Raw genomic sequence first — 25,739 nt, 5'->3', positions numbered from 1 at the left:
GGCCAAGATGATCGATCGTATAAATGAAATGTATGAGAGTAGAGATCGTAGTCGCGCAGCACAATATTTTTGGGCGATATTAGTGGTTGCTTTATTAATTTGGTCTTCTACCACCGTAGGTGAAGTTTCTGTAACTAAAAATGGGAGCTCTATCGCTGCGAATATTATTAAAGGGATTTTCTCACCCAATACCGAAATTCTGTTTAATTTAACTAAACAATCAGTACCTTATTTATTATTAGAAACCATGGCAATTGCTTTTCTAGGAACTTTAGTAGGAGCAGTCTTCTCACTACCTATTGCGTTTCTCGCGTCACAAAAGATTATGCCAATGCCAATCGTGGTGATTGTACGTTTATTCGTCGTGGCGATTCGTACGATACCAAGTTTTGTATATGGTTTAATGTTTATTCGTGTGACAGGACCAGGAGCGTTTGCTGGTTTAATGACCTTATCAGTGACTTCAATTGGGATGTTAACTAAATTATTCAACGAAACAATAGATGATATCGATACCAATATTTTAGAAGCTATGGAAGCTTCAGGATGTAATACGTTTGAAAAAATCCGTTGTGGCATTTTACCGCAATTGGGCTCAAGCTTACTATCAACGTTGATTTTCCGTTTTGATATGAACCTACGTGATGCTACAATCTTAGGGTTAGTTGGTGCGGGTGGTATCGGAGCGCCATTGGTTTTTGCAATGTCCGCTTATCGTTGGAATGAAGTCGGCTCTATCTTAATTGGTTTAGTAGTTTTAATTTTAATTGTTGAATACTTATCTAACCGCATCCGTGAACGCTTAGCGAGGGGTTAAGTTCGCACTTCAGCATGATGGTAATAGACTTAGCGATGTCGTCATTTGTATTTAGCACTAAATAATATGTGTTCTATAGGATACTAGCAAGCAAGTTTTATCGTCGCAATGACTTTCAGCTTTATGTAGACAAATATTCTAGTCTTTGGTAAAATACTTTTAGGTTTAGAGCAAACTCTAGAAGAGAGTAGTTTTTAAATGAAAGATACAGCAAGTTGGGTTGTTGAGAGCCAATGATTTCACAAAAACGAACCGCACTTCTAGTTTAATTAGATTAACTGTCTAATTCGGAGCCAGACTTCGTTAACAACTAGAAGAGCACTATTTGATAGTGGAATTAGAGTGGTACCGCGATATTTTAATAAATACTCGCCTCTAACGATGTTAATTTTGGCATTGTTAGAGGTTTTTTTAATCTTTTTAGGAGGAAAAAATGGATAATAAATTATTATTTGCCGAAAAATTACAACAAGTTTTAGCAGAACATTTAACAGTCGATGGAGTAAAAGCGTTAATTGAAATCCCCAAAGATTCATCAATGGGAGATTTGGCTTTTCCTGTTTTCACATTAGCAAGAGTTTTACGAAAAGCACCCCCACAAATTGCCCAAGACATTGTGGCACAAATGGACACTTCAGCTTTTCAAACCGTAGAGGCAGTAGGACCTTATATTAATATTCGTTTAAAACGTTCAGCTACTGCGTTTGAGATTGTTAAAGACGTTATCGAAAAAGGGGAACAATATGGTGCAGTTGATTTAGGAAAAGGTGCAACAATGACAGTCGACATGTCTTCACCTAATATTGCCAAACCAATGTCCATGGGGCATTTACGTTCAACCGTTATCGGTAATGCGATTGCTAATATTGCGAAAAAAACCAACTATCAACCTATTCGTATTAATCACTTAGGGGATTGGGGAACGCAATTTGGTAAATTAATCGTTGCCTATAAAATGTGGGGCGACGATAAGGTAATTGAAGCGGATCCAGTTAAAGAATTGGTAAAATTATATGTAGATTTCCATGAAGCAGCAGAAACAAGACCAGAACTTGAAGAACAAGCACGTGCCGCTTTTAAAGCTTTAGAAGATGGTGACGAAGAAATGATTCGTTTATGGACTTGGTTCAAAGATGAATCATTAAAAGAATTCAATAAAGTTTATGATTTATTGGGAATTACCTTTGACTCTTATAATGGTGAAGCTTTTTATAACGATAAAATGCAACCGATTATTGATGAATTAGAAGAAAAAGGGATTACGACCGTTGATAATGGTGCCACAATTGTAAAATTGGACGAGGAAGATTTACCACCAGCCTTAATTAAAAAGTCTGACGGAGCCACATTATATGCTACCCGCGACTTAGCTGCGGCACAATATCGTAAAGATACTTATGATTTTGCTAAGAATGTTTATGTTGTTGGTAATGAGCAGTCAGGTCACTTTAAACAATTACGTGCTGTCTTAAAACGCATGGGACGTGACTGGGCCGATGATATGATTCATGTGCCATTTGGTTTAATCACTTTAAACGGTAAGAAATTATCAACACGTAAAGGAAAAATCATCTTATTAGAAGTTGTGTTAAATGATGCGATCAATTTAGCCTTCCAACAAATTAATGAGAAAAATCCGACATTAGCGAATAAAGAAGCAGTCGCTAAAGAAGTCGGGGTTGGGGCGGTTGTATTCCACGACTTAAAGACAGACCGCATGAATAGCTTTGACTTTAAATTAGAAGAAATCGTTCAATTTGAAGGGGAAACCGGTCCATATGTGCAATATACTTATGCCAGAGCAATGAGCTTAATGCGTAAATATGGTCAAGCGATCGATGCGAATGGTGATTATCAATTAGAAGATGACTACAGTTGGGAAGTGGCTAAAAAGTTATTAGCATACCCTCAAGTCGTAACACAAGCAATGGAAAAATATGAACCTTCTGTAATTGCTAAATACGCTGTTCAATTAGCACAATTATTTAATAAATATTACGGCAATACCCGTTTATTAGATGACGATGCGCAAAGACCAGCACGTATGGCCTTAGTTAAAGCAACGACTATTGTGATTAAAGATGCCTTAAACTTATTAGGGATTGCAGCTCCGGAAGAAATGTAATCGAAAGGCTAACTATTACGGAAATTTCATAAAAGGGCTCTTTGTCAAATGGTGTGGGTGAAAAGAAATGACTCTGTTCACCCACACTAAATAATATAGAGCCCATAAAAGAAAAACTCACAAATTTAGTGGTGTAAGAAGCGAGAGAATTATACTTTCGCTTTCTTATACCATTATTTTTTATCGATTTCGCAAGTGCTTTTAAATATATTTAGAAAAACTATTGACAAGCACAAAAGAAACCGTTATCATGTAATTGAAAGTTTGAGTTTAACGTTAAATCTAAATCGAAAAGTACTTAATTTTTATTAAGTACTAAATTTTATACCAAAAGGTTTAACGTTAAACCTAAGAATTTGAAAGGGGTGTGACAAAGTGAAGATCACAATCAAAGATATAGCCAAATTAGCAAATGTGAGCGTGACAACCGTTTCAAATGTCATGAATAACCGCACGAATAAAGTTTCTCAAGAGACAATTGATAAGATTAATAACATTATTAAAGAATATAATTATACTCCGAATATGAACGCAAAAGCATTAGTCAATTCATCTTCTAAATTAATCGGCTTGTTATTTTACACTGATCAAGAAATTTATAATTTTAACGATCCTTTCGCTGGACAGTTGTTAGAAGGAATCGAAACCATTAGTCGTAAAGAAAATTATTTTGTTTTAATTCAAACCATTAACTCAGTGGACGACATTGGTGTCATTAGAAATAATTGGCAGTTCAGTGGTTTTATAGGAGTGGGGTTTAATCAGCAGACCATGGTCGATGCTATGAAGATTATCCAAGAACCGATTACCTTTATCGATACCTATTATGATGAAGCTGAACTAAGGGAATTAAAAGAGAAAGAGCATCTTTATTTTGTACGTTCAGATGATAAAAAAATAGCACATGATTTAGTCAGTCATTTGGTATCAAGAGGACACCATGATATTGCATTCTTGACCTATCGTGTTAATTTGAATGAACATGGTGTTATTCAGGAACGTTTAGCAGGTTATCAAGAAGGCTTAGTTGCACATGGTTTAGCGTTTAATTCTAAGCGTGTCTTTTATAATGAACAATTGGACAAAGTGATTGAAAATATCGATCAATATTCCGCGATTATTGTAACAGCTGATTTACTAGCGATTCAGCTAATTTCTCAATTAAAAGAACGGGGCTATTCTGTACCGGATGATTGTTCGGTCATTAGTTTTGATAATATTCAATTTTCAGAACTGATCTCACCTAAATTAACAACGATGAATCTTTTTCAAAATGTAAAAGGCGAGGTCGCCCTTGGGCAAATTATGGTGCCAATTAAAGGCATACAGAAAGAAAATATTCAACAGACCATTATTATGGATGGCGAATTAGAAGTAAGAGAAAGTGTTAAACAAATGTAGGAGGTTGAAAATGCAATTTATTGGCGAAAAATATCGTATTTCATTATTAAGTAATGAAGTTGTCCGTTTAGAATATTCAGAAACAGGAACGTTTGTAGATTCAAAAACTCAAAGTGTGATGAATCGTGAAATCGAACAGATAGAGAAGATTGAATATGATGTAGTTGAAACTGAGGAGATTTTGGAAATTTACTCACCTAAATTCCATCTTTATTACCAAAAAGAACAGCCATTCTCTAAGAAAAGTTTATACATCGATTTTAATTTTGCTTTCTACCCACATGGCAATCGTTGGTATTATGGCGATGAATTTATTAATTTAAAAGGCACAACCCGTACTTTAGACGAAGTGGATGGTGCGATACCTTTAGAAGACGGTGTAATGAGTTTTAAAGGATTTACCATTTTAGATGACTCCAACTCACAATTTATTAATGAAGTGGGGGATATTGTTCGTAAGGATTTTGACTCGATTGATATTTATGCATTGGCATTTGGGCATGATTATAATCAAGGTCTGCATACGTACTTTAAATTAACAGGTTTCTCACCAAAATTACCACGTTATGCATTAGGAAACTGGTGGAGTCGTTATTGGAAGTATACTGAAGAATCTTACAAAGAATTGGTCGAGACTTTTAAAGCGAAGAATATTCCATTATCTGTGGCAGTCATTGACATGGATTGGCATTTGACACAAATTCCGGAACGCTTTGGCAGTTCTTGGACAGGCTATACTTGGAATAAAGACTATTTCCCAAATCCCGAACGATTCTTAAAGTGGCTTCATGATGAAGGGCTAGCCATTTCCATTAATCTTCATCCGGCTGATGGGATACGCGCTTATGAAGATTGTTATCCAGCTGTTGCTAAAAGATTAAATTTAAATACCGAGATTGAAGAACCTGCTATTTTTGATTTTACAGATGAGGCGTTTAGAGAGGCATACTTTAAAGATGTGATGCATCCATTAGAAGAGCAAGGGATTGATTTCTTCTGGATTGATTGGCAACAAGGAACTGAAATTAATGGACTAGATCCGTTGTTACTGTTGAATCATTATCATTTTAAAGATATGGAAGAACGAGGAAAGGAACCCTTAATTTTATCACGTTATGCTGGACCAGGTAGTCATCGTTACCCAATAGGATTTTCAGGCGATTCATTTATTACTTGGGATTCCTTACAGTTTCAACCGTATATGACTTCAACCGCAACTAATATTGGGTATACTTGGTGGAGTCATGACATTGGTGGACATATGAATGGTTACCGTGATGATGAATTGATGGTGCGTTGGGTGCAGTATGGTGTGTTTAGTCCCATTAATCGTCTTCATAGTTCAAGTAGTCTATTTACAGGTAAAGAACCTTGGAGTTATCCGTTAATGGAAGAGATGATTATTGCGGATTACTTAAGAAAACGTCATGAATTATTACCTTATCTCTATACATTTAACGTATTAACTGCTGAAGAAGGCATACCTTTAATTCGCCCATTGTATTATGAGGAATCTGATAATCTTGAAGTTTATAAATACGACAATGAATACTATTTTGGTACAGAATTGTTAGTACTACCTATTACTTCAAAATTATTACTAGATGTCAAAATGAGTAAGGAAAAAATCTATTTTCCTGAAGGTGAATGGTACGATGTTCATACGAACTTAAGATATAAAGGTGGCGCATCACTCGATATTTATCGTGGTTTATCTGAAATGCCAGTGTTTGCGAAAGCGGGCGCTATTATTCCATTGGATTTAGAACCCGTTGAGAATATGCGACATGATTTACCAACAGATATCACTTGGAAAATTTATCCAGGACCAAACAATCAATTTGAACTCATTGAAGAAGTAGACCATCATCGTGCTGTTACAACCGTTGTGGTAGAAGATGGCGTTTTAAGTTTAACGATTGATGATCCAGAAAACATTTTACCAGAAGGGCGTCAACATCATTTAGTATTCTCAGCGACAGAAGCATTTGAAGTTGAAGGGTATCCAGCGATAGCAGATGAACAATTGAATACGGTGACAATTTCAATGACGGATTCAGCAAAAATTGAACTGTTAGGATTTGAGAAAATTGAGAAGCAAGATATTGAGCAACGTCTATTTGAAATCTTGAACCAAGCCCAAGTAAAATATTGGGATAAAGAAAAATTATGGTTTAAATTCCATGAGAATAAATCAGACTTACAATACTTATCAATTATTCAATCCATCGATTCAGAAGATCTAAAAGCAGCCGTATTTGAATTAATTTATATTTTAAATTCATAAGAAACCAAAAGAGTCGATTCCCTAGGTCGGCTCTTTTAATATCTATTTAGTGGTATTTTTTGTAATATAAAAGTGGAGTAGTATGAACCAATTCGAAAGGGGTTATTTTATGACGTTAGTTCAAGCAAGTTTCTTTTCTAAAAACTTAAATAGACAGGTTTATTACAATGCGATGATTCCAACTACTCAGCAGCCATTGCGAACATTATATCTTCTTCATGGTTGGAGTGGGAGTCATGATGATTGGATTAAGCGTACGCGAGTGCTGGAGTTAGCTGAAAAATATCATATCGCGATAATTTTTCCCAATGGTGAAAATAGTTTTTATGTTGACTTTAGTGAAGCAGAATCATACGGTAAAATGGTAGCCGAAGACTTAGTTGCTGAAACGAGGCAATTATTTAATCTATCGGATAAGCGAGAAGATACTTGGATAGCTGGTTTATCGATGGGAGGTTATGGGGCTTTACGATTAGGATTTTTATACGGGCATATCTTTAGTAAAATTACGGGTATGTCGAGTCGTATTATTGCGAGAGGGATGGACGATCTTGATTATCAAGATTATCAACAACTGCCACCAACGCTCAAAAATATTTTCATTCGTAAAACACCTAGTGAAATTGAACAAGAGCTGGATTTAACTGTCTTAGCAAAGCGTGTTGAACAATGGCCTAAAATAGAACTATATTGTGGCAGAGAAGATGATTTTTATCAACATAACAAAAACTTTTACCACTGGTTAAAGCAAAAAAGTATAACAGTTAACTTTTATGAAACAGAAGGCGATCATAATTGGGATTATTGGAATCAAGTGATTGAGCCGGTAATTCAACAATTAGTAGCTGAATAATCGATAAAGCAAGCTGTCTAGAAGTATCATGATGTGAGAGGTTAGTTATTGATATTCTATAGATGTTGGTTATCCGTGTCTGTGAAGTTATATTTTTAGCAAACGATAGGTTATTTTGAGCGAGAGTCAACACTGCGGACTAAGGTGAAATAAATAACAGTGGCTACTGGTTAAGTTTTTGTGTTATTTGTATCAATGATGTGCTGATTCTGTTATCGAACGCTTTAAAATTTATGAATATTAGTTTAATCATAATCCCTATAAATAAGTTAGTGAAACGTTTTATTTTAGGAAGTACTTCACAAACAATGCTGTTTTAATTAATAGTAAAATCTGTTATATTTTTAGTTTGTATTTTAGTTATAAATGGGCTATAATAACAAATGAGTTAGCTAATTCAAAATAAAGAAATAGGGTGATTAATTGATTCAATTAGAGGGTGTTACGAAACGTTTTAATACGAACCACACGACCCTTACAGCGGTGTCTGATTTAAATTTAACGATTAATCAATCCGAAATTTTTGGTTTAATCGGGCAAAGTGGTGCAGGTAAATCAACTGTGCTTCGATTTATTAATGGATTATTACAACCGGATGAGGGGCAAGTGATGGTTGATGGTAATCGGATTAATCAGCTATCAGAGGCCTCACTGCGTAAGGTGCGTAAAGATATCGCCATGGTTTTTCAACAATTCAATTTGCTGGATAATTTGACAGTAGAAGAAAATATTCTATTACCGTTAAAACTTCACACCTTTGACAACCCTTTAACCATTGATCAAGTGTTGGAAGCGGTGGGATTGAATGATAAAAGACATCATTATCCAAGTCAATTGTCAGGTGGGCAAAAGCAACGGGTAGGGATTGCTAGAGCCTTAATCATTAATCCTAAAATAATATTACTTGATGAACCTACCAGTGCATTGGATGAAATGACGGCTCAGGAAATTGTTCGTATTTTAAAAGATATTAATCAACGATATGCCATTACGATGGTCTTAGTAACGCATCAATTATCCATCATGAAGTCGATTTGTCAACGTATTGGTATCATGGAAAAGGGACGATTGATAGAGATTATTGAAAATCAACCCACCAATGAAGTTTCACCTCATGCCAACTATTCACAATATGTTAAAGAGGTGTTAGCAGATGGATGAATTTTTAACTAGAATGACTAAGTATTTACCGAAACTTGCTGAGTCGTTATTTGAAACGGGAACGATGATGCTATTAGCTTGTGCAGCAGCCATCGTTTTAGGCTTGCCATTGGGGATTTATCTGTATTTAACTGCCAAACGAAAACCGCTTGAAAATCAATTAATCAATAATATATTAAATGCTTTCGTGAATATTGTCCGTTCGTTTCCATTTCTGTTACTAGTTGTCGCTTTACAACCAGTTGTTAGAAAAGTATATGGACGTGCAACCGGCGATCCCATTGCAGCGTCGTTTCCACTAATGTTAATTGCGGTGGCATTATATGCCCGTTTTGTCGAGCAATCTTTATTGGAGTTAGGTCCGGAGATTATTGAGACAGCTCGGTCAATGGGGGCAACGACATTTCAATTAGTAAGATATTTTTTAATACCAGAAACCAAGAGTTCTCTAGTCATTGGATTTACGACAGCTTTTGTAAGTTTTCTTTCGTATTCGACCATTATGGGAGTGGTTGGTGGTGGTGGCATTGGAGACTTTGCGATTCGTTATGGCTATCAACGCTATGAGACTGACATCATGTATATTGCGATTGTAGTCATGATTTTATTAGTGCAAATAATTCAATGGGCTGGTTTTAAATTAGCCAAACATTTTGATAAGCGTATAAATTAAGAGGGGGATAAAAAATGAAAAAACAGTTCAAATTATTTTTAGCAACAATGGGTGCGTTAAGTTTATTTAATTTACCAGCAGTAAATGCTGAGGATGAAGTGGTTATTAAAGTTGCTTCTCACTTACCACCGATGACTGATATTGTCGAAATTGCAGGGGAAGTTGTTGAAGCACCTTACAAAATTGAATTAGTCGAAGTGTCAGACAATATCCAATACAATGAAGCATTATTCCATGATGAAGTGGATGCTAACTTTGCGCAACATGCCCCTTTTATGGAAATGTATAATGAGGCTAATGATGCAGATTTAGTAGCGGTACAAACAATTTATAATCCAGTTGTAGGTTTTTATGCGCCAGAGTATCAATCAATTGAAGACATTGAAGATGGGGCAGAAGTAGCGATTCCTTCTGATGCAACCAACATGGCACGTGCATTATTAATTTTAGATTCTTATGACGTTATCAAACTAAAAGAAGGAACAGATCATACCGCAACGCTTGATGACATTGAAGAAAATCCAAAGAATTTAACCTTTACTGAAATTGATTTATTAAACTTAACTGCAGCTTATGAAGATGGGGTAGATTTAGTTTTCAATTATCCAACATATATTGCGAAAATTGGATTAAAAACAAGTGATGCTTTAATGTTAGAAAAAGATCCAGAGAATACCTTTGCTTTACAAGTGGTTGTCCGTGAAGAAGACAAAGATTCTGATGCTACTAAAGCATTAGTTAAAGCTTTTACTTCACAAGAAGTTTATGATTTTGTTGACGAATTATCTAAAGAAGGACATTTAATTCCAGCTTTTGAAGTAGCAGAATAAGCATTGTCAGTAAACTTTTAGATACAATAACACTTGCTTATGATTGCTGAATTTATTAATATAACAGCAAATATTCAAGTAAGTTCATTGATGGGTAACGTAAACAATCTAATGAGAGCAAAGACGGTATAGCACAAATGATTGCTATATTGTCTTGCTCTTTTTTGTTTGGTAATTGGTTTTGGCTTTTCATCTAGTGGAAAGATTAATTTAGAAAATGTCGGGCCTGAATTAGCGATTGATGACTTAGAATTATTTGATATTCCAGAACCAACTATTAAAGAGAATTCGATAGAAGGTCATGTTGCTATCCATGATGAGCGCTATGGGTCATTATGAACCAATATCCCTTACGATACCTTTGACCAATGGGATGCCTCTCAAGCTAAAGTGCGTATTAGGATTTTTAAAGAGGAGCAATTAATGTATGAAAATGAATTGCCAGTAGGACAATCTTTCCAAGATGTTAATTTAAATCAAGCCATTCTTTATGCCAACTCTTTACAAAATGTTGGGGTGGCTTTAAACCAAAATAGTTTTTCTAAAGCCTTTAATATTGGCTATGGCTTCAATTGGAAAATCATTCTTGAAAAAATATAATGGTTAGTGGGCATAGAATCAAGAATATTCGCTGTGTTGGTCTAGAAAATTAAAGTAGCGGCAGAAAAGGAACAGCTGAAGGCTAAGAAGCATGAATGTTCGCTGTGTTGGCCTCCCTTTGAAAAAATTTGTTAATGGCCAAGAAGTAGAAAACAAGAGGTTTTCGCTTTTTACGTCCACCTCAGGACAGTGCAGTAGGGATGACATGAATTTTTAGACACGGTTTGATGCTACTCACTATTGGTAGTTATAAAGATCCAATTAATCAATTTGCTGGGCTACCTCATCAACAAATGAACGAGTATTCATAAATAGGGGAGTTCCTGACATTAAGCATTAAGGTAACGGAGGCAATTAAAAGCATATGATTGCTTGAATACTGTTGAGAATAGTTGTTGCAGTGGAAACCGTTAGTTTGTACTACCACCATCAATCCGGACTTTCAATTAAATGGCTTATTTCTTGTTTGACACAGGGGATAGGCCATTTTTAGTTTAATGTTTAGGGAGGGGCGAGAAGTAGAAAATTAAATAATTTTTACTTCGTCTGCCCACCCTCGCGCAGTTGGGAGAAGACCAGAAGTAGAAAAACGAAGTCTTCGTTGCAATAACCTGGTTGAATTTATCACTTTTATGCCTAAGCTCATTAAGACGTAGGGTGAGACCACTCAACCATAGGGGCAATATTAGTAGGAGCAGTAAAGCTGCGCTCTAAAGAAATAAATGGAACCAAAAAGAATTGTTAAAGTTTATGCCTAGCCGTATATCTTTACATCAGGTTTACAAATTTTTTTGACATGATTTTCACGCTAAATTAAAGATATTTAAAAAATGATGTGTTAAACTAATAATATCAGATTAATTGAGGAGACAAGTTTATGAAAAAGATTAAAATCGGCTCATCATCATTAGAGGCAAGTCAATTAGCTCATGGATGTATGCGTATGGCAAGTTTATCTACACAGGATGCGGCTACGGTTATTAAGGCTGCCTATGAAGCAGGAATCGATTTCTTTGATCATGCTGATATTTATGGTGGGGGACAATCAGAAGCAGTATTTACTGCAGGATTAAAAGCCGCTGGCATTAAACGTGACGCGATTATCTTACAATCAAAAGTGGGGATTCGTCAAGGTTATTTTGACTTTTCGAAAGAACATATTTTAGAATCAGTCGAGGGCATTTTAAAACGTCTTGATACTGATTATTTAGACTTTTTATTATTACATCGTCCTGATACATTAATGGAACCATTAGAAGTAGCTGAAGCGTTTAATCATCTATATGAAAGTGGTAAGGTCCGTTATTTTGGTGTAAGTAATCAAAATCGTGCACAAATTGAATTATTACAACATTACGTCGATCAAGCGCTCGATGTGAATCAATTACAATTTGGGCCGGCACATACACCGCTCATCGATGAAGGAATCAATGTTAATATGCTAAATGAACCATCAGTTAATCATACAGGAGGCTTATTAGAGTTCAGTCGTTTACAACAAATGACGATTCAACCGTGGTCACCATTCCAAGTGGACTTGGGGCAAGGATTATTTATGAAACATCCAAAATATAAAAAATTAACCACCACTTTAGGAATGTATGCTGATCAAAAAGAGGTTTCATTTGAAGCAATGGTCATGGCCTGGATTTTACGTCATCCAGCTAATATGCAACCCATTGTCGGTTCAATGAACCCTGATAGAATTACGAAGATGGCGGCCGGAACCGAAGTAGCATTATCTAGACCAGAATGGTATGATATTTATTTGAGTACTGGCAATGAATTACCTTAGAAGAAAGTAGGATTATGAATGTCGATTAAATTAGTAGCAATTGATTTGGATCAAACATTATTGAGAGCTGATAAGACTTATGATGTCGAACGATTTGAAGCGGTAGTGGAACAATTAACCCAACAAGGCGTGATGGTTTGTATCGCCACCGGCAATTCTTATCATAAGATTGTGGAGTTTTTCTCTCCATCTGTTTTAGAAAAGCTTCATTTAGCGGGTGATAATGGCAACTTTATAATGTGTGATCATGAAGTTGAACAAGTAATCGGCATCGAACGTCAAACATTTTTAAAGCTTTGTGATTACTTTGAAGGAAAAGAAAATTTTTTTATTTGTATTAGTACTGGCGAGATTTCTTATATGAATGTCTCTGAGGGAATTGGTTTTGAAAAAATATTGAAATATAACAATGAATATAAAATTGTTCAAGATTTTTCAGAAATTCCTGAAGAACAAGTGGCAACTAAAATTGCTATTTTTAGTCCACGTTCATTAGCTCGCAATAAAGTCATTGCGAAAGAGTTAAGTGATCAATTTGCAGATTTATCAGTGGTAACAAGTGGTGATGATTGGGTTGATGCTTATCATTACGACGGTGGCAAAGGGAGTGCTATCCAATTTTTCAAAGAACGTTATCAAATTAAAGCAGAAGAAGTAATGGCTTTTGGTGATAGTTTAAATGATGAATCAATGATGAAGGAAGTCAAATATAGCGTCGCGATGAGTAATGCAGATACTGACTTAGCCTTACATTGTCAATATAAAATCGGATCGAATGAAGAACAAGCAGTTATTGATATTTTGGAGCGATTAGTCAAGGAACCCGATGCTCAATTTATGGATCAATATGAAATGAATCGTTAGGTGGAAATAAATTAATGGCGAGTAAAAAAGTAAAAAAACAAAAGAATAAGGATGCAGAGGATTTTGTAAAGGTAGATGCCTATATGATACCGGCTCCGCAAGCTGAAATGTACCGTGTTTTAAGAGAGGCAGTAGCAGAAGATTTAATTGAAGAACTGTCTAAACAATATCCGGAAGTTAAACGTATGACTTATGAAGATGAAGGCGAGGCGATTGTGGCTTTTACTGAAACGTCACAAGAGGCCTTGCGTATATACCTCAATCCAACGAATATTTCGGCTGCACAAAAAGCCCGAGACAAAGATCAAATCGATAAATTCATCGAAAACTATTTTAATTAGTAGGTATTTTATTTTAAATCCGTTATAATAGAGTTAATCATAATTAAAGGAGTGTTTTTATGTCATTAGAAGAATTAGCAGGAAAAGCAAAAGAATTAGTTGGACGAGTAACAGGCAACAAAAAAACTGAAGTTGAAGGTAAAGTTGAAGCAACTGGAGCTAATTTAAAAAATAAAGCCCATGATGCGATGGATAAAGCAGAAGCGACGAAAGAAGATGTTCAAGCTAAAGCAAAAGCAACTTCTACTGACTTAAAACATGAAGCAGCAGAAGCAGTTGAATCTGTAGCGCATGCTGCAGAAGAAGTAAAGGATGTTGTTAAAGGCGCTGTAGACGGGGTCAAAAACCTTATAGACAAAAAATAATTTTAAAAAATGAGACTGGGCAGAAATCAATGTGAATGGCCCCGTACGGTAGATACTATAAATAATAAGTCTACTTTATGGGGAGCATCTCAATGATTTCTTTCCAGTCTTTTTTTATTAAGATGAACAAAAGCTCAGGCACTTTTAACCGGCATTTTATATTTTGATAATCGCTATTCTACAACGCACAGGGGCGATTGAAATGGAGAATAATCAATTTATTTTTTGCTTGATGTTGAGAAGAACTTTAAAAGTTCAGTTTGTTTCCATCAAATTGTTTTATAGCACAGTGGTTGACTGGCCTCAATCTACGTCTTAATGAGGTTAGGTATTACTTTGAAAAATTCAATCAACTTATTGCTCGGCAATTAAAAGCGCAGTGGTTGAGTGGCCTCAAACTGCGTCTTAATGAGGTTAGGTATTACTTTGATAAATTCAATCAAGTGATTGCTCGATATTTAATAGCGAAGTGGTTGAGTGGTCTCAAACTGCGTCCCTAAACTTGTTTGAAACCTACCCAACTGTGCGGGGGTAGGCCAACGAAGCGAAAATCATTTGATTTTCTACTTCTGGTCTACTCTCAACAGTGCGGGGCTGACAGACAAATTGAAACTCATTTGATATTCTACTTCATAGCCAATTTTTCTATCAATCAAAGTTCCAAAATAGGGTTCTTAATGGAGAAAATAATTTTCCATCATAAAGTTAAACACCTTAAACGATGGTGGCCCCTAATGAATCTTTAAAGTGGCCTAAGGCCCATTGATGTCCAGCTTGATTGAAGCTTGCGACTCCTTGTTCATGAATGACAATTTTGAAACCTTTATTATAAGCATCGACAGCTGTATGCAAGATGCAAATATCAGTACATACCCCCACTAAATGGATTTCTTCAATGTTTCTTTCGCGAAGGCGTAACTCTAAATCGGTTCCTGCAAAAGCAGAATAGCGTGTTTTATCGATATAATAGACATTTTCACGATCCTTAACGGATTGATAATAAGCTTCTAAATCGTCATATAATAAACGCCCCTCTGTGCCAGCAATATTATGGGGTGGGAATAATTGAGTTTCTGGATGATATGGATCATTTTCATAGTGTAAATCAATTGGGAAAACAACATAATCACCTTGCTCAACAAACTCTTTCGTTAAATTCAGAATATAATCATGAAGAACTTGACCAGGTTCCCCACAAGTTAATTTTCCTTCAGTAGCAACAAAATCATAGGTATAATCAATGTTTAATAAAGCTTTTTTCATTGTCGATAAACTCCTTAACACTTTTAATTCAACTATAACTGAAAGCGAATTTATTGGCAAGGATTCAGTTTGATAATTCATATTTTTTCTTGTATTATATATCTTACTGAAAGCAATATTATTTGAATGAGAAAGAGTAGGGAAATTGAATGTTTATTGAGAAGTTGACCATCCCTCAAAGATTAACTTTGAGCTTTGCATTAGTGGTAGTTGTAGGAAGTATTTTATTATCATTACCTATAATGCATCAGCCCGGAGTACAAACGGTCTATTTAGATCATTTGTTTACCACCGTATCGATGGTCTGTGTGACGGGTTTGACGGTTTTGACTGTTGGTGATGTCTATAATACCTTTGGGCAAATCATTTGTATCATTCTGATGCAAATTGGTGGTTTAGGCCTGATTACCATGTTATCAGCGAGTGCCTTGTATTTGAAGAAAAAATTGTCGTTAAAAGAACAATATACATTGCAGGCGAGTTTTAGTAATGAGCATAATCTAGAGTTGAAACCATTACTAAAATCTATTTATTTATTTACTTTCTCTATAGAAGCAATAGCAGCTTTTATTTTAACTTTTATTTTTGTGCCACGTTATGGATGGTTCAAAGGAATTTTTAACTCGATTTTTATTGCTGTTTCAGCTTTTTGTAATGCGGGATTTGATAATTTAGGCAGTATCAGTTTACAAGGTGAAGTAACCAATGTTGTTTTAAATTTAACCATTGCGAGTTTAATTATTGCCGGTGGTATTGGCTTTATCGTTTGGTTTGAAGTCATCAATATCGTTAAGGAATATTATAAATCCAATACTAGAGTGTTTCGCATCGCTTTTAAAAAATTAAGTACGCATGCAAGGTTAGTTATTTTATCAACGGGTAGTATACTAACACTAGGGACATTTCTTACATGGTTAACAGAATATGGCAATCCGAATACATTGGCTAAATATAGTTTACCACAGCAACTATTGATTAGTTTTTTTCAAACAGTAACGATGAGAACGGCTGGTTTTGCCACTTTGGATTATACGCTAACCCGTCCCATTACCAATCTACTTTATATTATGCAAATGGTGATTGGGGGCGCGCCTGGTGGTACGGCGGGTGGGTTTAAAATTACCACTGCCGCTATTTTAGTTTTATTATTTAAAGCCGAGTTAAATGGACAAAGAGAGATACAGTTTAGACGCCGTACGATTCGTAATGAAGTGATTAAACAAACAATTGTCGTCTTAACTTTTTTCTTTACGGTTTTTATGTTAGGTTGGGCATTATTAATGGCGACGCAAACGCATCTAGATCCTTTTAGTCTTTTATTTGAAGTATCCAGTGCGCTTGCAACGGTGGGAGTAACGATGAATTTAACTTCAGAATTAGATACAATCGGTCGTATTATTATCATGTGTTTAATGTTTATTGGTCGCGTAGGTCCAGCTACGATTTTATTAAGTATAATGTCTAAAACAAAACGCAAAATTCATTATGCAAATGCAGATATTTATATCGGATAGAAAGGGATTATCATGTTAACAAACAAGAAAATTGGATTGTTTATTACCGGTGGTATTGCGAGTTATAAGATGGCGGAACTCAGTCGTCAATTGATCAAAAAAGGTGCCGAAGTACGCGTGGTGATGAGTCAGGCTGCAACGGAGTTTATTACGCCTTTAACGATGCAAACATTAACTAAAAATCCAGTTTTACTTGATACATTTGATGAAAAAGATCCGTCGATTGTTCAACATATTCACATGGCTGATTGGTGTGATTATGTTTTGGTAGCACCAGCTACAGCCAATGTTTTAGCGAAAATGGCACATGGTTTGGCAGATGAAATAGTTTCAACCACCTTATTAGCGGTGCATTGTCCAAGACTAATCGTGCCAGCGATGAATACCAATATGTTTTATAATCCAGCAACCCAACGTAATATCACTCAATTAAAACAAGATGGTCACCACGTGATGTTTCCAGATAAAGGATTCTTAGCAGAAGGATATGAAGGAGTCGGTCGCTTACCAGAATTAACTGCTATCGTCTCTGAATTAGAAAAATTAGTTGCTCAAAACGAATTAACTCAACTTTTAAAAGATAAGAAAGTGGTGATTTCTGCTGGAGGGACGCGTGAACGCATTGATCCGGTGCGTTATATAACGAATGATTCCAGCGGTAAGATGGGGTACGCATTGGCAGAAGCAGCTGTACATCTAGGCGCAAAGGTAACGCTCGTGTCGACCGTTCGCAATTTAACAGTGCCAACAGGTGTCGACATCCAATACGTTGAGAGTGCTCAATCATTGTTTGAAGTAATGCAACAAGCGTTAAAGGAGAATGACATTGCCATTATGACCGCTGCAGTGAGCGATTATCGGGTTAAAAACCAAGTGTCCCAAAAGATTAAAAAACAAGCCAATCAAGAAGGGTTAACCTTGGATTTAGTTGAAAACCCCGATATTTTAGCTTATTTAGGACAGCATAAGGAACCTGGACAGATTGTAGTTGGCTTTGCAGCTGAAACACATAATGTACTAGAATTTGCCAAAGGTAAACTAGAACGTAAAAAAGCGGATTGGATTGTGGCGAATGATGTCTCTAGAAAAGATGCCGGATTTAGTTCAGATCATAATCAAGTAACATTAATAGGTAAAGATGACCGTGTGGTTCCTTTAGAATATGGAACTAAAAAAGAATTAGCTTACCAAATTTGGCAAGCAATAATGGGGTAGATTAATAGATGAAAATACGATCAGCAACGTTAGCGGATATACCAGAGATGAAAGAGATATTTGAGATTGGGCGCCAAAAACAAATAGCAACGGGTAATCCTAATCAATGGCTACCAGGGTATCCGAGTATCGAACAATTGACAGCCGATATCAATAGCGGTACGTCCTATGTATGTTTCAATGACACAGAAGAAATGGTAGGGACCTTTTACCTATTAATGGGGGACGATCCGACCTATCAGGTCATCGAAGAAGGTCGATGGTTAAATGATTTACCTTATGTCACGATCCACCGAATCGTTTCAAAATATGACAAACAAGGTATCGGCCAACAATGTATCCAATGGGTCATGAACCACTATCCAAATATTAAAATTGATACCCATGAATTAAATCGACCGATGCGACAATTATTAACCAAATTAGGATTTCAATATTGTGGCATTATTTATTTACCAGATGGACGCACACGCGTCGCATATCAATATTATCAGGAAGATAGGATGACAAGATGAGTTTAGTAGTAAAAAATATGAGTAGCGGTTATCGAGGGATTCCCGTTTTAAAAAAGATTAATTTTACCATCCCTTATGGTGAAATAGTGGGTTTAATAGGACTAAATGGCGCTGGTAAGTCAACCTTACTTAAAACGATTTTAGGCTTAATCAAACCCATTGAAGGGCAAATTACAATTGGCAATCAAACGATAAATGAACATCAATCGCAATTCTCTCAACAATTAGCCTATATTCCAGAAACACCTGTTTTGTACGAAGAGTTGACCTTAAAGGAACATTTGGAAATGACGGCGTTAGGCTATGGATTACCCATCGAAACAGTCATGGAACGAGCAAAGCCGCTATTAAAATTATTCCGTTTAGAAAATCATTTAAACTGGTTTCCGATTCATTTCTCAAAAGGAATGAAACAAAAAGTGATGATTATTTGTGCAATGGTAACCGATGCGAAAGTCATGATTATTGACGAACCATTTTTAGGTTTAGACCCATTAGCCATTAAACATTTCACCGAATTATTACAACAAAGAGCGCAACAAGGTACCGCTATTATTTTTACGACGCATGTTTTAATGATTGCAGAACAATTATGTGATCAGTATTTAATGTTACAAGCGGGAGAAATTATCGCAAAAGGTGACCTAAAGACTATACAAGAACAATTTAGACAACCGGAGGCAACGCTTGATGAACTATATGTTCAGATGACGGAGGCCGCTCAATGAAAAATTTAACAGAATTAAGGCAAAAGAGATTACAATCATTAATCAAAGAAATGGGCAAATATGGTCGCTTGATTTTTAATGATCATTTTTCCGTCATCTTATTTGTTATCCTCGGATTTTTCATGTTTTTCTATCGTGAACAATTAGTCGCACTTCAAGGTGATCACACTACGGTATTAACAACACCACTCATCTTGTTTATGGGAATAATGCTAGGGGTACTGAGTACTTATGGGCGTCCCATATGGTTGATGAAAGCAGCCGATCGCAGTTATGTCTATCCAAGAGGGGCAGAATGGCGTCGTTATTGGCTCAAGGGGACATTATTAGGCTTGATAATACCTCTAGTCTTAAATGGTTTGTTAGCAAGTTTAATCTTTCCATTTGCTGCGACTGGACTCAATTGGAATCGTCAGTTTATCTATCTGTGGGTATTAATGCAATTATTAGCAGTTGTTTTATATCATATGCAAATGTTTAGTCGTATTTTTACTGTGCGCACTTTAGGTAAAAATTATCAAGCCATTTTATATGGGGGCCTGTTAGTGATTTCTTTAGTGGTATTGGGGCAATGGGGCATTTTAGTGATGATGGCCTTATTAGCTCTCGCCATTGGCTATTATCTTTTTGTTTGTTATCAAAATCGACAAGCGTGGTTAGACTTTGATTATACTATCGAAGTAGATGCAGAAAGAACGAATGTTTTTTATAAATGGATTAGCTTCTTTGCTGATGTACCGCAAACGCAAGTGGTAGTTAAAAGACGTGCTTATTTAGATAAATTAATCGATTTATTAACTGGAAAAAGCCCCAATCGAGATTATTACTTATTTTTAAGGCTATTATTTAGAAATAATACATTTAGTGGTATTTGGTTGAGATTGCTAGTTTTTATTTTTGTGATGTTATTATTAACAGAAAATATTTATTTAATCGTAGGATTGGGGTTAATTGGCTTCTATTTAACTTTAGTGCAGATTTTGCCAATGGTTCATTATTATGATGCGAATCCCTTTCAACGCATTTATCCAACGAATCAAAGCCACCTAATCGGTGCGTTACAAAAAGTCTCCGTGATTATATTGCTCATTCAATGGTTGGCTTTTAATATCGCCACTATTATTACAATTGGTTTTGGACAAACTCTTTTAATGATTAGTATTTTATGGCTAGTACTGATTATGTTAATGGTTTATTTATATATTCCATTTTGGTTGCATAAACAAGAATAGAGCCAACATTTAGGATATTGTAATCAAATTGAAATGATAAAAGCGGTATTAAACGATTTTTGTTAGTGAAAGTTGCAAAATTATTTGCTAAAATATAAGATGATACTTCGCAATCAGTGCGAAATGGAGAGGATAGAGGTGGCAATAATGCAATTATCGAGCAGTTTATTTGGCTACAATAAAACCGAAGTAAATCGTGCATTACAAGAAAAAGATGCCCAAATAGAAGCGTTAAATAAACAAATTTCAGAAATTCAAACACAATTAAATGAGTATATTGAAATGGAACAAGCTTTAAAAGATGGGATTGTAGATGCGCGAATGACTGGAAATAAAATCGTAGCGGAATCTAATGATGAAGCAGAGAAGATTTTAAAGCGTACCAATGAACAAGTGACGCAATATAAAGAGGAATTTGCACACCATAGTCATGAACTCGTCAATTCAGGGATGGGAATGCGTGAGATGATGAAGAAAATGCAAAAAGAAATGCAAGATGTGGTGGCAACTTATCAAGAGATGTTAGAAAATACAGATTTTGATTCGTTATATCCAGAAGATCAAATTAGTCGATTCAGTGGACAAATTGAAGCCTATGAAAATATGGAGATTTCAACACCACGTCAACAGAAGAAAAAATTATGGGACAATACGAGTATTACTGAAGAAGAAAAGAAAGAATTAGAAAAATTAATTCATGAAGTGATTGCCAATGAAAAGCAAGAACCGGCTTCAGCTTCAGAATCAAAGTTAGTTAAATTTGCTAAGATGTAGTAAAAGATGAACAGACGAGGCAGAAACATCAGCATTTCTGTCTTGTTTTGTGGCGTTCTATAATGTCGCAGCAGTTGAATGGCATAAAACGTGTCTAGTGAGAGATTGTTTTATTGTGATTCAACAGTGCGGGGGTGGGCAGACGTAGTGAAAATCAAATGATTTTCTACATCTTGTTCACTCCCTTGATTTTTTTAAATAATAAATTAATAAAGATAGGAGTTTCTAATGGCAATCAATTTAAAAAAAGAAGTAAATAAACGCCGAACTTTTGCGATTATTTCCCACCCGGATGCAGGGAAAACGACGATTACAGAACAATTCTTATTGTTTAGTGGTGCAATCCGTGAAGCGGGAACGGTAAAAGCAAAAGGTAAAAAATCAAACAAATTTGCAAAATCTGACTGGATGGAAATCGAAAAACAAAGAGGGATTTCGGTAACGAGTTCAGTGATGCAGGTGGATTATGATGGGTTCCAAGTGAATATTGTCGATACACCAGGGCACGAGGATTTCTCAGAAGATACGTATCGAACACTAATGGCCGTTGACGCAGCCGTGATGGTGGTAGATTCAGGTAAAGGGATTGAGCCACAAACGAAAAAATTATTTGAAGTCTGTAGCATGCGTGGCATTCCCATTTTTACATTTATGAATAAATTAGACCGTGATGGGCGCGAACCATTAGAATTAGTTGCGGAATTAGAAGAAGTATTAGGCATTGATGCCTATCCAATGAATTGGCCAATGGGGATGGGAAAAGGTTTATTAGGTTTATATGATTTATATAATAAGCGAGTTGAATTAAAAGGTTCCCAAGAAGGTGAAGAAACGTATATCCCACTAGACGAAGAGGGCGAAGCCGTAGGAGAACATCCATTTAAAGAATCTTCCATCTATACTCAATCACTAGAAGATGCACAGTTGTTAGCGGAAGCTGGTAATGAATTTGACCGCGAATTAATTAATACAGGTAAATTAACTCCAGTCTTCTTTGGATCGGCCTTAACCGGATTTGGTGTTCAAACTTTCTTTGATGCCTTTGTTGACTTAGCACCGGCCCCATCTAAAGTAGAGACCAAAGATGAGTCGATAGTCGTCGATCCAACGGATGAACAGTTTACAGGCTTTATCTTCAAAATCCAAGCCAATATGAACCCGGCTCACCGCGATCGTATTGCTTTTATCCGTATTTGTTCCGGATCCTTTGAAAAAGGGATGAATGTCACCTTAAAGCGAACCGGTAAGGTATTGCGTTTAGCCCATACAACGCAGTTTATGGCTGATTCACGTGAAGAAACGCAAGAAGCCGTAGCAGGCGATATTATTGGTTTGTATGATACTGGTAATTTACAAATCGGCGATACGATTTTTTCAGGAAAAAGCAATGTTGAGTTTAAACCATTACCACAATTTACCCCTGAATTATTTATGAAAGTGACACCTAAAAATGTGATGAAACAAAAATCTTTTCATAAAGGTATAGAACAATTAGTTCAAGAAGGGGCGATTCAATTATATAAGACTTATCATACTGAAGAATATATTATTGGAGCTGTGGGGCAATTACAATTTGAAGTTTTCCAATACCGTTTATTGCATGAGTATAATGCGGAAGTTGTAATGACCCCAATGGGGAACAAAATTGCTCGTTGGATCGACGAGAAAGATTTAAACCCGAACATGTCAAGTAGTCGTAATTTATTAACGCGTGACCGTTTCGGAAATCCAGTATTTTTATTTGAAAATCAATTCGCTGAAAATTGGTTTAAAGATAAATATCCTGATGTGACATTATTGCAGTTACTTTAATAAAAGAATCGATAAAAAAACCACTAAGTTTAACCGAATGCATCTTTGCTGGCTGATTAAGATAAGCCCTTGATGATTACTGGTAAAACTTAGTGGTTATTATGGCTCTATACTTTTTGGTGTGGATTTATAGAAATGACTCTGTTCATTCACACCTTTATAAATCAATACAAAAAGTCATGGAATTCCGATATAATCTAATTAGCGACTAAACTATTAGAAAAGAGGAACTCACATGACCTATTCAGATGATATCAGAAAATTACTTGAAATAACAGACCCTAATATCACTTTTATTGAAGGATGTTTGGATCAAGATTCCATTACATTGAACGGTGTCGTTTACCAGACTGTATCTGCTAAGCTTTCTTATGACCCAGTGGCTTGCCCCTGCTGTCATCAAAAAAATATTAATAACTCTATTTTGAAGCATGGCTTTAAGCAAGTAAAAGTAAAATATGCTTGTTCTCTTGCCTGTCCTAAATTAATTCTACTAAAAAAACAACGTTTTATATGTAAAGCGTGTAAGAAAACCTTTATGGCACAAACCAATTTAGTAGAGCCAAATTGTCAGATTTCTAACTTACAAAAACAACTCGTAAAAGAACAATTGAGACTCGTACAATCTGCTTCACTGATTGCTAAAAATACCTATGTATCCATTAGTACGGTCTTTAGAGTACTCGATTCCTTGGAAACGCAGATGAAACCACAAACGAATACCCTGCCAACCACTTTATCATTTGACGAACTACGTACAACCAAATCATGTAAAGCAGAAATGTCCTTTATTTATGCCAATGCTTCTACTCACCAAATATTAGATTTATTAGACAGTCGTCAACAAGCGGATATCAAAAAACATTTTTTCCGTTTCCCATTGGACGTACGCCGTCAAGTTGAATGGATTACGATGGACATGAATCTTCCCTTTATTAGCATGATAAAGACACTGTTCCCATGTGCTAAGATTGTGATTGACCGGTTCCATATCATTCAATTACTCAATAGAGCCCTTAACAACCTAAGGATTCAAGTAATGAATCAATATAAAAAGAAACCCTCGAAATGTGATTATAATAAGTTGAAAAAATTATGGAAATTACTTCTTAAAAACCGAGAAGATCTAGATTTTGAGAATTATCAAACCCATCGCCTGTTCGATGGATTAGTGACTGAAAAAATGATGGTAGAATATCTACTTTCGCTTGATATAGGGCTTAGAAATGCCTATGAAAAAATAAATGATTTCAAATATGCCATTATGACACACGATGTCGAATTGTTTCATTATGAACTTCAAGAAATAAAAAAATATTCCTATCGTCAAGTGATTCGTACAGCGTTTAACACGATTACACGCTATCAAGAGTATATTACCAATGCTTTAACCGTCACATTGTCAAATGGACACCTGGAAGCAACCAATAATATCATTAAAACAATCAAACGAACAGGACATGGTTATACTAATTTTAGACGTTTAAGATTAAGAGCACGCTATATTTTGTTAAGTAAGAACTGCACAAACCAAGACTATCGCCCTTTATATTTTAGTCAAGAAAAAGAATCAAAGACAAAGAAAACCGCTTAATTAGAAAAAACGGCCGTTCAACACAATTGTGTTGAACGACCAAAAATTCCGTGACCCACACCATTTGACAAAGAGCCGTTATTATTTAATTTTTTAACTCGAATTGAATGAAGTTATCACCTTTTATCGTTTCCAATTCATCTACATTTGTGTCAGGGAGTAATTTACCTAAAACAAAGTCGATTTCTCTTTGACGAACCGGTCTAGTTTTATTAATGATAACAATATTTTGATGTGTATTGGCGATAGTATAAATAACTGTACAAGGCCCAACAGAATAGACACGAACTGAGTGAGAGTCGGTGTTTTCTAGTTGGCGAGTTACTAAATCTGAGTGGCTATTGGTAACATCGATTAATTTCATGTAGAACCTCCTCTGCTTTTGTTTACTATTATAATCTTATTTAGCTGAAAATAACAGTAAAAATACTGATAAAATAAAAATAATTAATACAATAACTACAAATTACGAATGCTGACCTATATTAAATAAAAATATGTAAAAGGGTTTTCAAAACTTGTGAAAAGTAGTACAATAGTGTTGGCGCTTCAAAATATTAGCGGCAAAGAGAGCTAAAAAGGGTTTTATTAAAGAAAATCAGCATAAATAGTTGTTAGAACCTTAAAAAAATGGTATTCTTACTATGATAGGGTTCAGTTTTGATAAATCTCAAAACGGCTCTTAATAAATTATCTTAAAGGGGTATTGTATTATGGAAAAGAAAGAATTTCATGTAGTAGCTGAAACAGGAATCCACGCTCGTCCAGCAACTTTATTAGTTCAAACTGCGAGCAAATTTTCTTCAGATTTAAACTTAGAATATAAAGGTAAATCAGTTAACCTTAAATCTATCATGGGTGTAATGTCATTAGGTGTTGGCCAAGGAGCTGACGTAGTGATTACAGCTGAAGGTGCCGATGAAGTTGAAGCAATCGCAGCAGTTGCTGAAACCATGAAAAACGAAGGTTTAGCTAACTAA

The 25,739-nt window shown here is 35.6% G+C and carries 25 protein-coding genes; 23 read left to right on the top strand and 2 right to left on the bottom strand.

What is annotated here, in order from left to right; all coding sequences use genetic code 11:
* The first annotated feature begins 7 nt into the window (after positions 1–7).
* From phnE to CYJ72_RS04520, 14 genes are all read left to right on the top strand, one after another.
* A complete protein-coding gene (gene phnE, locus CYJ72_RS04585; RefSeq protein ID WP_071408925.1) occupies positions 8–817 on the top strand; it encodes a phosphonate ABC transporter, permease protein PhnE in 810 nt (269 codons plus the stop codon).
* 433 nt (positions 818–1,250) lie between these two features.
* Positions 1,251–2,942 (top strand): arginine--tRNA ligase, encoded by a 1,692-nt coding sequence (argS, locus tag CYJ72_RS04580; protein ID WP_101813792.1) that lies wholly within the window; start codon positions 1,251–1,253, stop codon positions 2,940–2,942.
* A 375-nt stretch (positions 2,943–3,317) separates the two neighbouring features.
* Complete coding sequence (locus tag CYJ72_RS04575) at positions 3,318–4,343, top strand: LacI family DNA-binding transcriptional regulator (RefSeq protein ID WP_284630746.1); 1,026 nt, start codon at positions 3,318–3,320, stop codon at positions 4,341–4,343.
* A gap of 10 nt (positions 4,344–4,353) precedes the next feature.
* Entirely contained in the window at positions 4,354–6,630 is a 2,277-nt protein-coding gene (locus CYJ72_RS04570) for a glycoside hydrolase family 31 protein (protein WP_257876933.1), read from the top strand.
* Positions 6,631–6,739: 109 nt separating this feature from the next.
* Complete coding sequence (locus tag CYJ72_RS04565; protein WP_180764780.1) at positions 6,740–7,483, top strand: alpha/beta hydrolase; 744 nt, start codon at positions 6,740–6,742, stop codon at positions 7,481–7,483.
* Between the two features lie 423 nt (positions 7,484–7,906).
* Positions 7,907–8,644: a methionine ABC transporter ATP-binding protein gene (locus CYJ72_RS04560; RefSeq protein ID WP_066123712.1), complete on the top strand. Its 738-nt coding sequence runs from the start codon at positions 7,907–7,909 to the stop codon at positions 8,642–8,644.
* Positions 8,637–9,317, top strand: coding sequence for a methionine ABC transporter permease (locus CYJ72_RS04555; protein ID WP_066123709.1), 681 nt, complete (start codon positions 8,637–8,639; stop codon positions 9,315–9,317). Before CYJ72_RS04560 ends, CYJ72_RS04555 begins: the two co-directional genes overlap by 8 nt.
* 14 nt (positions 9,318–9,331) lie before the next feature.
* Positions 9,332–10,147, top strand: coding sequence for a MetQ/NlpA family ABC transporter substrate-binding protein (locus CYJ72_RS04550; protein WP_066123706.1), 816 nt, complete (start codon positions 9,332–9,334; stop codon positions 10,145–10,147).
* 168 nt (positions 10,148–10,315) lie between these two features.
* Complete coding sequence (locus CYJ72_RS04545; protein ID WP_284630738.1) at positions 10,316–10,486, top strand: hypothetical protein; 171 nt, start codon at positions 10,316–10,318, stop codon at positions 10,484–10,486.
* 6 nt (positions 10,487–10,492) lie between these two features.
* Positions 10,493–10,747 (top strand): SAM hydroxide adenosyltransferase, encoded by a 255-nt coding sequence (locus tag CYJ72_RS04540; RefSeq protein WP_284630882.1) that lies wholly within the window; start codon positions 10,493–10,495, stop codon positions 10,745–10,747.
* Between the two features lie 877 nt (positions 10,748–11,624).
* Entirely contained in the window at positions 11,625–12,542 is a 918-nt protein-coding gene (locus CYJ72_RS04535; protein WP_284630736.1) for an aldo/keto reductase, read from the top strand.
* Positions 12,543–12,560: 18 nt separating this feature from the next.
* Positions 12,561–13,406 (top strand): HAD-IIB family hydrolase, encoded by an 846-nt coding sequence (locus CYJ72_RS04530; protein ID WP_284630734.1) that lies wholly within the window; start codon positions 12,561–12,563, stop codon positions 13,404–13,406.
* Between the two features lie 14 nt (positions 13,407–13,420).
* Entirely contained in the window at positions 13,421–13,747 is a 327-nt protein-coding gene (locus CYJ72_RS04525; protein WP_101813341.1) for a hypothetical protein, read from the top strand.
* A gap of 59 nt (positions 13,748–13,806) precedes the next feature.
* Positions 13,807–14,112 (top strand): CsbD family protein, encoded by a 306-nt coding sequence (locus tag CYJ72_RS04520; RefSeq protein WP_066123694.1) that lies wholly within the window; start codon positions 13,807–13,809, stop codon positions 14,110–14,112.
* Positions 14,113–14,826: 714 nt separating this feature from the next.
* Here the strand turns inward: CYJ72_RS04520 and CYJ72_RS04515 are convergent.
* A complete protein-coding gene (locus tag CYJ72_RS04515; protein ID WP_284630731.1) occupies positions 14,827–15,375 on the bottom strand; it encodes a cysteine hydrolase family protein in 549 nt (182 codons plus the stop codon).
* A gap of 149 nt (positions 15,376–15,524) precedes the next feature.
* Here CYJ72_RS04515 and CYJ72_RS04510 point away from each other — a divergent pair, with 149 nt between their 5' ends.
* The 8 genes from CYJ72_RS04510 to CYJ72_RS04475 all read left to right on the top strand — a co-directional run bounded on the left by CYJ72_RS04510 (position 15,525) and on the right by CYJ72_RS04475 (position 24,759).
* Entirely contained in the window at positions 15,525–16,889 is a 1,365-nt protein-coding gene (locus tag CYJ72_RS04510; RefSeq protein ID WP_284630729.1) for a TrkH family potassium uptake protein, read from the top strand.
* A gap of 12 nt (positions 16,890–16,901) precedes the next feature.
* A complete protein-coding gene (gene coaBC / locus CYJ72_RS04505) occupies positions 16,902–18,104 on the top strand; it encodes a bifunctional phosphopantothenoylcysteine decarboxylase/phosphopantothenate--cysteine ligase CoaBC (protein WP_284630727.1) in 1,203 nt (400 codons plus the stop codon).
* An 8-nt stretch (positions 18,105–18,112) separates the two neighbouring features.
* Positions 18,113–18,619 (top strand): GNAT family N-acetyltransferase, encoded by a 507-nt coding sequence (locus CYJ72_RS04500; protein WP_284630725.1) that lies wholly within the window; start codon positions 18,113–18,115, stop codon positions 18,617–18,619.
* Positions 18,616–19,347 (top strand): ABC transporter ATP-binding protein, encoded by a 732-nt coding sequence (locus tag CYJ72_RS04495; protein ID WP_284630724.1) that lies wholly within the window; start codon positions 18,616–18,618, stop codon positions 19,345–19,347. The genes CYJ72_RS04500 and CYJ72_RS04495 overlap by 4 nt, the downstream gene beginning before the upstream one ends.
* Positions 19,344–20,579 (top strand): ABC transporter permease, encoded by a 1,236-nt coding sequence (locus tag CYJ72_RS04490; protein ID WP_284630722.1) that lies wholly within the window; start codon positions 19,344–19,346, stop codon positions 20,577–20,579. The genes CYJ72_RS04495 and CYJ72_RS04490 overlap by 4 nt, the downstream gene beginning before the upstream one ends.
* Positions 20,580–20,726: 147 nt before the next feature.
* A complete protein-coding gene (locus CYJ72_RS04485; protein WP_284630881.1) occupies positions 20,727–21,353 on the top strand; it encodes a DivIVA domain-containing protein in 627 nt (208 codons plus the stop codon).
* 228 nt (positions 21,354–21,581) lie between these two features.
* Positions 21,582–23,165, top strand: coding sequence for a peptide chain release factor 3 (locus tag CYJ72_RS04480; protein WP_284630720.1), 1,584 nt, complete (start codon positions 21,582–21,584; stop codon positions 23,163–23,165).
* A 235-nt stretch (positions 23,166–23,400) separates the two neighbouring features.
* A complete protein-coding gene (locus CYJ72_RS04475) occupies positions 23,401–24,759 on the top strand; it encodes an ISL3 family transposase (RefSeq protein ID WP_284629587.1) in 1,359 nt (452 codons plus the stop codon).
* 85 nt (positions 24,760–24,844) lie between these two features.
* On the opposite strand, the gene CYJ72_RS04470 is transcribed toward CYJ72_RS04475, so the two are convergent.
* Positions 24,845–25,123, bottom strand: coding sequence for a DUF1827 family protein (locus tag CYJ72_RS04470; protein WP_284630718.1), 279 nt, complete (start codon positions 25,121–25,123; stop codon positions 24,845–24,847).
* A gap of 349 nt (positions 25,124–25,472) precedes the next feature.
* On the opposite strand from CYJ72_RS04470, the gene CYJ72_RS04465 reads away from it, so the two are divergent.
* Entirely contained in the window at positions 25,473–25,739 is a 267-nt protein-coding gene (locus CYJ72_RS04465) for a phosphocarrier protein HPr (protein ID WP_066126871.1), read from the top strand.

Origin of the sequence: Globicatella sanguinis (genome assembly GCF_002847845.2) — a bacterium.
Taxonomy (GTDB): domain Bacteria; phylum Bacillota; class Bacilli; order Lactobacillales; family Aerococcaceae; genus Globicatella; species Globicatella sanguinis.
Note: the sequence above shows the minus strand (reverse complement) of the source record. Positions and strands in the feature narration are given on the sequence as shown.